3 protein-coding genes, 1 tRNA gene and 2 rRNA genes (1 of these 6 running past the window's edge) are annotated in these 6371 nt (G+C 57.2%); 5 read left to right on the top strand and 1 reads right to left on the bottom strand.

The features are described 5' to 3' along the window. From IU367_RS20400 to IU367_RS20390, 3 genes are all read left to right on the top strand, one after another. Positions 1–2591, top strand: a 23S ribosomal RNA gene (locus IU367_RS20400) (it extends 299 nt beyond the left edge of the window). A gap of 126 nt (positions 2592–2717) precedes the next feature. Next, positions 2718–2832, top strand: a 5S ribosomal RNA gene (gene rrf, locus IU367_RS20395). Positions 2833–2929: 97 nt separating this feature from the next. Beyond that, positions 2930–3006, top strand: a tRNA-Asp gene (locus IU367_RS20390). A gap of 143 nt (positions 3007–3149) precedes the next feature. Here IU367_RS20390 and IU367_RS20385 read toward each other — a convergent pair. Next, positions 3150–3482, bottom strand: coding sequence for a cupin domain-containing protein (locus IU367_RS20385; RefSeq protein ID WP_043142538.1), 333 nt, complete (start codon positions 3480–3482; stop codon positions 3150–3152). A 227-nt stretch (positions 3483–3709) separates the two neighbouring features. Here IU367_RS20385 and IU367_RS20380 point away from each other — a divergent pair, with 227 nt between their 5' ends. Further along, positions 3710–5068, top strand: a complete 1359-nt coding sequence (locus tag IU367_RS20380; protein WP_241280832.1) for an NCS2 family permease — start codon at positions 3710–3712, stop codon at positions 5066–5068. 231 nt (positions 5069–5299) lie between these two features. Beyond that, entirely contained in the window at positions 5300–6370 is a 1071-nt protein-coding gene (gene dhaK / locus IU367_RS20375) for a dihydroxyacetone kinase subunit DhaK (RefSeq protein ID WP_274452945.1), read from the top strand. The last annotated feature ends 1 nt before the right edge of the window (position 6371 follow it).

Raw genomic sequence — 6371 nt, 5'->3', positions numbered from 1 at the left:
CCTGGAAAGGCCAGCGATACAGGGTGATAGCCCCGTACATGAAAACGACCTTGAAGTGAAATCGAGTAGGGCGGGACACGTGACATCCTGTCTGAATATGGGGGGACCATCCTCCAAGGCTAAATACTCCTGACTGACCGATAGTGAACCAGTACCGTGAGGGAAAGGCGAAAAGAACCCCTGTGAGGGGAGTGAAATAGAACCTGAAACCGTGTACGTACAAGCAGTGGGAGCCCTTCGGGGTGACTGCGTACCTTTTGTATAATGGGTCAGCGACTTACATTTTGTAGCGAGGTTAACCGTATAGGGGAGCCGTAGGGAAACCGAGTCTTAACTGGGCGTCTAGTTGCAAGGTGTAGACCCGAAACCGGGTGATCTAGCCATGGGCAGGTTGAAGGTTGAGTAACATCAACTGGAGGACCGAACCCACTAACGTTGCAAAGTTAGGGGATGACCTGTGGCTGGGGGTGAAAGGCCAATCAAACTCGGAGATAGCTGGTTCTCCCCGAAAGCTATTTAGGTAGCGCCTCGGACGAATACTACTGGGGGTAGAGCACTGTTTGGACTAGGGGGTCATCCCGACTTACCAACTCCATGCAAACTCCGAATACCAGTAAGTAATATCCGGGAGACACACGGCGGGTGCTAACGTCCGTCGTGAAGAGGGAAACAACCCAGACCGCCGGCTAAGGTCCCAAAGTTCTGGTTAAGTGGGAAACGATGTGGGAAGGCTCAGACAGCTAGGATGTTGGCTTAGAAGCAGCCATCATTTAAAGAAAGCGTAATAGCTCACTAGTCGAGTCGGCCTGCGCGGAAGATGTAACGGGGCTCAAACCAGGCACCGAAGCCGCGGATTCACACTTATGTGTGAGTGGTAGGGGAGCGTTCTGTAAGTCTGCGAAGGTGTATCGAGAGGTATGCTGGAGATATCAGAAGTGCGAATGCTGACGTAAGTAACGATAAAGGGGGTGAAAAGCCTCCTCGCCGGAAGACCAAGGGTTCCTGTCCAACGTTAATCGGGGCAGGGTGAGTCGACCCCTAAGGTGAGGCCGAAAGGCGTAATCGATGGGAAGCAGGTTAATATTCCTGCACGACTTGTAATTGCGATGGGGGGACGGAGAAGGCTAGGTGGGCCAGGCGACGGTTGTCCTGGTGAAAGTGCGTAGGTGGTGTTTCTAGGCAAATCCGGAGACACAACACTGAGACACGAGACGAAGCCACTACGGTGGTGAAGCCATTGATGCCCTGCTTCCAGGAAAAGCCTCTAAGCTTCAGATTACAAGTCATCGTACCCCAAACCGACACAGGTGGTCGGGTAGAGAATACCAAGGCGCTTGAGAGAACTCGGGTGAAGGAACTAGGCAAAATAGAACCGTAACTTCGGGAGAAGGTTCGCTCTTGACAGTGAAGTCCCTTGCGGATGGAGCAGTTGGGAGTCGCAGTGACCAGATGGCTGGGACTGTTTATCAAAAACACAGCACTCTGCAAACACGAAAGTGGACGTATAGGGTGTGACACCTGCCCGGTGCCGGAAGGTTAATTGATGGGGTTAGCGCAAGCGAAGCTCTTGATCGAAGCCCCGGTAAACGGCGGCCGTAACTATAACGGTCCTAAGGTAGCGAAATTCCTTGTCGGGTAAGTTCCGACCTGCACGAATGGTGTAACCATGGCCATGCTGTCTCCACCCGAGACTCAGTGAAATCGAATTCGCCGTGAAGATGCGGTGTACCCGCGGCTAGACGGAAAGACCCCGTGAACCTTTACTACAGCTTGGCACTGAACATTGAACCTACATGTGTAGGATAGGTGGGAGGCTTTGAAGGCGTGACGCCAGTTGCGCTGGAGCCGTCCTTGAAATACCACCCTTGTATGTTTGATGTTCTAACGCAGGTCCCTGAATCGGGATCGCGGACAGTGCCTGGTGGGTAGTTTGACTGGGGCGGTCTCCTCCCAAAGAGTAACGGAGGAGCACGAAGGTTGGCTAATCCTGGTCGGACATCAGGAGGTTAGTGCAATGGCATAAGCCAGCTTAACTGCGAGACGGACAGGTCGAGCAGGTACGAAAGTAGGTCATAGTGATCCGGTGGTTCTGAATGGAAGGGCCATCGCTCAACGGATAAAAGGTACTCCGGGGATAACAGGCTGATACCGCCCAAGAGTTCATATCGACGGCGGTGTTTGGCACCTCGATGTCGGCTCATCACATCCTGGGGCTGAAGTCGGTCCCAAGGGTATGGCTGTTCGCCATTTAAAGTGGTACGCGAGCTGGGTTCAGAACGTCGTGAGACAGTTCGGTCCCTATCTGCCGTGGGCGTTGGATGATTGAAGGGAGTTGCTCCTAGTACGAGAGGACCGGAGTGAACGAACCTCTGGTGTTCGGGTTGTCACGCCAGTGGCACTGCCCGGTAGCTAAGTTCGGAATCGATAACCGCTGAAAGCATCTAAGCGGGAAGCGAGCCCTGAGATGAGTCATCCCTGACCCCTTGAGGGTCCTAAAGGGCCGTTGGAGACCACAACGTTGATAGGTGGGGTGTGTAAGCGCGGCGACGTGTTGAGCTAACCCATACTAATTACCCGTGAGGCTTAACCATACAACACCCAAGAAGTGTTCTGGGCCTTGTAGCAAGTGCATGAACTACTTACCTAATTCAGTGATAGCGACCAGGCAATAGCCAATCAGTCGTTACTCACGTCAGCTTTCTGGATTGAAGAATTTGCCTGGCGGCCATAGCGCCGTGGAACCACCTGATCCCATGCCGAACTCAGAAGTGAAACGCGGTAGCGCCGATGGTAGTGTGGCATTCGCCATGCGAGAGTAGGACACTGCCAGGCACCCAATTAAACAGCGCCGTGCACATCACGACGTTGGCCGAGAGGATGACACCTCGTTGAAACGGTAGACAATTTAGCAAAAAGCTAACCAGACAGCGGAGCGGTAGTTCAGTCGGTTAGAATACCGGCCTGTCACGCCGGGGGTCGCGGGTTCGAGTCCCGTCCGCTCCGCCAGTAAATTGAAAGGCCTTCCCATCGGGAAGGCCTTTTTGCTTTTCTGATACCTCAAGTTCATCTGCTCAACTGCCCCCATTTCCTCTTTGCTGTATCAAATTCAACTTCATTCAAGGGTTCTTGCCGTCCCTTTCTTATCCACCTCAGTAGAACACGCAGAGCCAGACTGTGGTCATGTCTGGGTGAGTCCACTCCACCCTGTGTTTCTGACGGGCGGGAATATTGATGTGATCGCCAGGGCCCAGTTGTACCGATTGTTGCTCCTGGGTCTGCGGATCGATGAACAGCAGGCTGGCCTCTCCCTGCACGACCAGGACCCACTCATGTTCATCCTGATCGTACCACTCTCCCGGTGCAGTCTGATGGCCGTGGGAGAGAATACGCTCGATCCGCAGGTGGTTGGTGCTGACCAGATCCTGAAAGAGTTCGGTAGGCAGTGGCGAGGGAATATCGTTCAGCAGATTGCGCGTGTGCATGGGTCATCTCCCGTCTGGCAGTGCGAATGGTTCTCTGCAGTATAGAGGCCAGCCTCGTGGACGAAGGTGAGAGCAGCAGCAAGCAGGCATGCAGATCTGTGCCCGAACGAGAACGATTCCTGCCATTTTGATGAAAAAGTCAGGGAATTCGCTGCAATTTCGACAAATTCTTGCTATTTTGCGCGCCACAAAAGCAAACGATTTCCTTCACACTTTCAGGATGAGTTATGGCAAAGCAAGATATGGCCGCCCAATCAGGGAACGGCGGCTTTTTGGACTCTTATTTTTCCATTTCTGCGCGCGGCAGTAGTGTGCGCCAGGAGCTGTTGGCCGGGCTGACCACCTTCCTGGCCATGGTCTACAGCATCATAGTGGTGCCGAACATGCTGGGCGCCGCCGGCTTCGAGCAGGGCCCCGTCTTCGTGGCGACCTGCTTGATCGCCGCCTTCGGCTCCCTGCTGATGGGACTCTGGGCCAAGCTGCCCATGGCCATTGGTTGCGCCATCTCCCTCACCGCCTTCACCGCCTTCAGTCTGGTACTGGGTCAGGGGCTGAGCATTCCGGTCGCCCTCGGCGCCATCTTCCTGATGGGGGTACTGTTTACCCTCATCAGTATCACAGGCGTGCGCCAGTGGATCCTGGACAACCTGCCCTCCGGCATCGCCCATGGCACCGGCATCGGTATCGGTCTGTTCCTGCTGCTGATTGCCACCAACGGCGTCGGCATGGTGATCAAGAACGAAGGGGCGGGTCTGCCGGTGCAGCTGGGTGAGGTGACCTCCTTCCCCGTCATCATGACGGTGCTGGGTCTGGCCGCCATCTTCGGCCTGGAACGTCGCAAGGTGCCGGGCGGCATACTGATGGTGATCATCGCCATCTCCATCCTCGGCCTCATCTTCGATCCGAACGTTGCCTGGCATGGCTTCTTCGCCATGCCGAGCCTGACCGGCGAGAAGGGCTCTCTGGTTGGCAGCATGGATCTGCTGGGTGCCCTCAACCCAGTGGTCATTCCGACCGTACTGGCGCTGGTGATGACAGCCGTGTTCGACGCCACCGGTACAATCCGTGCCGTAGCGGGTCAGGCGGGTCTCATCAATGAGCGTGGTCACATCATCAGCGGCGGCAAGGCCCTGACTGCCGACTCCGTCAGCAGCATGGTGGCTGGCGTCGTGGGTGGGGCTCCGGCCGCCGTCTACATTGAATCTGCCGCAGGTACCGCAGCCGGTGGCAAGACGGGTCTGACCGCAGCCCTGGTCGGCCTGCTGTTCCTGCTGATGATCTTCCTCTCGCCGCTCAGCTATCTGGTGCCGGCTTACGCCACAGCACCGGCGCTGATGTACGTCGGTCTGCTGATGCTGGGCAACGTCACCAAGCTGGACTTCAGCGACTCTGTCGATGCGTTGGCTGGCATGCTGTGCGCCGTCTTCATCGTGCTCACCTGCAACATAGTGACCGGCATCATGCTGGGCTTCGTGGCGCTGGTCGTGGGTCGCCTGTTTGCCGCCGAGTGGAAGAAACTCAACGTCGGTACCGTCATCATTGCCGTGGCACTGGTGGTCTTCTATGCCGGTGGCTGGGCCATCTAAGGCTGCCGGTTGGCGTGAAGGGCTCCTGCGGGGGCCCTTTTTCATGGTTGTGAGGCCGCCTGCAGTTTCCCTCCCGTTTGCCTCTCGCTGTTTCAGATTGAAACGCCAATGGCCCTTCTCCTGTTTCAAATCCGAACCGAACCGGCCGTCATTTTTATCCCGATTTATCCCGTTAGACTGGCTTCATCAACCATTTGCCCACCCGTGCGGTGGCAAGCCAAGGAGTGAGCCATGAAGAAACTGATCAATGCCGTCGATGCCGTGGTCCGTGAACAACTGATGGGGATGGCAGCCGCCCACCCCGAGCTCAAGGTACGTATCGAACCCCACTACATCACCCGCGCCGACTCTCCCGTGATGGGCAAGGTGGCGCTGGTCTCCGGCGGTGGCAGCGGCCACGAGCCGATGCATGGCGGTCTGGTGGGCAAGGGGATGCTGGATGGTGCCTGCCCCGGCGAAATTTTTACTTCCCCGACCCCGGATCAGATGTACGAGTGCGGTCAGGCGGTCGATGGTGGCGCTGGCGTGCTGTTTCTGGTGAAGAACTACACGGGTGATGTGCTCAACTTCGAAACCGCGGTCGAGCTGCTGCACGGGGACGGGGTCAAGGTCGGCTTCTCGCTGATCGATGACGACGTGGCGGTGAAAGACAGCCTCTACACCGCGGGTCGTCGCGGCGTCGCCACCACTGTGCTGTGTGAAAAACTGGTGGGGGCTGCAGCCGAGGCGGGCTACGACCTGGCCCGTTGCGAGGCGCTGGCCCGTCGCATCAACAATCAGAGCCGCACCATAGGCGTCGCCATGCACGCCTGTACCGTGCCTGCCGCCGGCAAGCCCTCCTTCACCCTGGCGGACAACGAGATGGAGTTCGGTGTGGGCATCCACGGCGAACCCGGCATAGCGCGCCGCCCCTTCACCGACCTCGATACCCTGGTGGGCGACATGTTCAGCGAGCTGGCGGACAACACCCCTTATGGCCGCACTCTGCGCCACTGGGACAGAGCCTCCGGCAGCTGGCAGGAAGAGCACACCTTCATCGAGCCGCTCAACCGGGGCGATCGTGTCATAGCCATGGTCAACAGCCTGGGGGGCACCCCGATTTCAGAGCTGTATGGCGTCTATGGTCGCCTCGCGGCCCTGTGCGAAGAGGCAGGCATCCATCTGGTGCGCAACCTGATAGGCCCCTACTGCACCGCCCTCGACATGACCGGCATCTCCATCACCTTGCTCAAGGTGGATGACGAGTTGATGACCCTGTGGGATGCCCCCGTTCACACCCCCGCCCTGCGTCGCGGTTGCTAAG

The organism is Aeromonas bestiarum (genome assembly GCF_028751155.1).
In the GTDB taxonomy this organism is placed as follows: domain Bacteria; phylum Pseudomonadota; class Gammaproteobacteria; order Enterobacterales; family Aeromonadaceae; genus Aeromonas; species Aeromonas bestiarum.
This window is presented reverse-complemented; position numbering and strand designations above follow the sequence as displayed.